The sequence below is a fragment of the Flavisolibacter nicotianae genome, from assembly GCF_003628535.1.
Lineage (GTDB): Bacteria > Bacteroidota > Bacteroidia > Chitinophagales > Chitinophagaceae > Flavisolibacter > Flavisolibacter nicotianae.
Genome location: NZ_RBCI01000047.1, coordinates 1 through 1,843, shown reverse-complemented (window position 1 = coordinate 1,843; position 1,843 = coordinate 1). Strand labels below are relative to the sequence as shown.

Here is a 1,843-nt window from a genome sequence, read left to right as displayed (position 1 = left end):
CTAGCTGACGCCGGCCATTCAGTTCGCTCGAACTCCGCACACCCATGCTAACTAAAGAAAAGCTTCCATCATTTGTAGAGCATTCACTCCAGATGAACACTGGAGCAATTCAAGACACACACGTTGAGGGCTTGGCGTTCGTGACGGAAGTCCGTGGTTCGTCAGCCCTGGATAAAGATATACAGCTCTTTTGAAAATATGTAGTTGAGCCCATGTTCGTCACCCCGCCATGACGCCAAACCCATGTAAGCAGCAGGCGGATGGTCGGGGCGGCGCTGCAAGACGCAAGCTGTTAAAGCCGTTGGCCTCTGTGGTCTGACCCTGTGAGCGGCTTTAAGTGCTTGTCGGCTTAGGCGTGGGAGTTCTTTGACATTGCTGGGCGATAATATCTAATATTTGTGTTAAATGGCTTTTTAAGGCGAATACGCAGGCTCAATTTTTCGGGTGCGTCAAGTGTCAAAAAAGTGGATAAAAGTGGATAAAAGCGCAAAAGATTGCGTTTAATGCTATATTAAACCGAAATGCCTACCCGAAAATTTGGAAAGTTAATTTTTGTATAGTAGTTTTACGAGGACATAATGAAAAAGCCCTCCGGTAGGGAAAATTGGAGAGCTTTTTCAAGTAATTTGTAGCCTTTGACAGCACGAAGATAGGGCATAGCCTCCTATTCTCCAAATTACTTTCTCTAGTTCTACTACCTGTTATAGACAGACTTAGCTCAGGGGTTGTGTCACGAACCTATTTAAACTGTCCACCAGTGACTAGGAAAGACCTGTACAATTGGATACGAAAGTTTCCTGAAGTTGAGCAAGTTCCTCTGCCAGACCAACACAGCGCAAGAGGTATTTTTTTTGAGAACAAAAAGACCGGAGGGCATACGCTCCTGAACACACCGATTAATGACAAGGAAATGTTTCCGGCGACGGTGTTAGCGCATTGCGTAGCGTTGAATATCCCGTTACCGCCAGGGATTTGACACTTTAGTAACAAGCGAGCACTTCTGTCTGGGCGTTGGAATAACGCTCTAAGGTTTGTTTTCTCCTATACTGAAGAACTAAGTGAAGATTATCTTCAAGGATGCGTTTTGCTTCCTCTTTGGTTTCCGCTTCTGCGATGATACTCGGGTATTCAGCTAATATAGCAGTATATCCTTTGTTATTAGGAGCAGGGATGTATACAGCGGTGAAGTTTTCCATGTCGATTTAGTTTCCTGAATTACAACGTTTAGCGTAGCTAAAAAAGTGCCTAAACGTGTGGATAGCAAGCAATTTTAACGTTGTAAATATAGATTGGGGATTTGGATATTCAAAATTTCGGCTATCCTCTCTCTGTCGCCCAGCAAAATTTTAGCTCTTTTCCAGGTTGGCCATGTGTCTTGCCCTGTGTGCCTGTAAATGTGCTAAAATGTGTCAGGCTGGGAAGCAGCGCCGCTTGCTGCTTACGTGAAAGTGTTTATGAAGTTGTGGCATTTGAAAAACGTCAGCTTCAATTAACCACAACAGCAAAATAGTAATTTAAAGTCGAATGTTTAATGTCCCGCCACAATTTTATAAACACACTGTTAGCCGAAGTGCTTCAAACGTGAGCAGCGTGAATTTTACTTAGCCACTCACCGAAATCTATATTTTCTAAAGATTTTTCCGTCTCCAAAAAAGCTCGTACTGGTGAGTAAATTAGTTGAGGCGGAATACTAACAACTACGTAATTGTCTGCAAGATGTTGTCGGCTTCCCTATAATTCGCTCATTTGAAAGTTAGCAAAGGCGCTTAATTTTAAATGAGTAAATATGAAAAAATCAAACTTCACCGAAACACAGATTGTCAAGGCTATTCAAGAGCACGAG

The 1,843-nt window shown here is 42.9% G+C and carries 1 protein-coding gene; it reads right to left on the bottom strand.

What is annotated here, in order from left to right; all coding sequences use genetic code 11:
* Positions 1-980: 980 nt before the first annotated feature.
* Positions 981-1,196 (bottom strand): hypothetical protein, encoded by a 216-nt coding sequence (locus D6024_RS26305; RefSeq protein WP_121357799.1) that lies wholly within the window; start codon positions 1,194-1,196, stop codon positions 981-983.
* Positions 1,197-1,843: the final 647 nt, after the last annotated feature.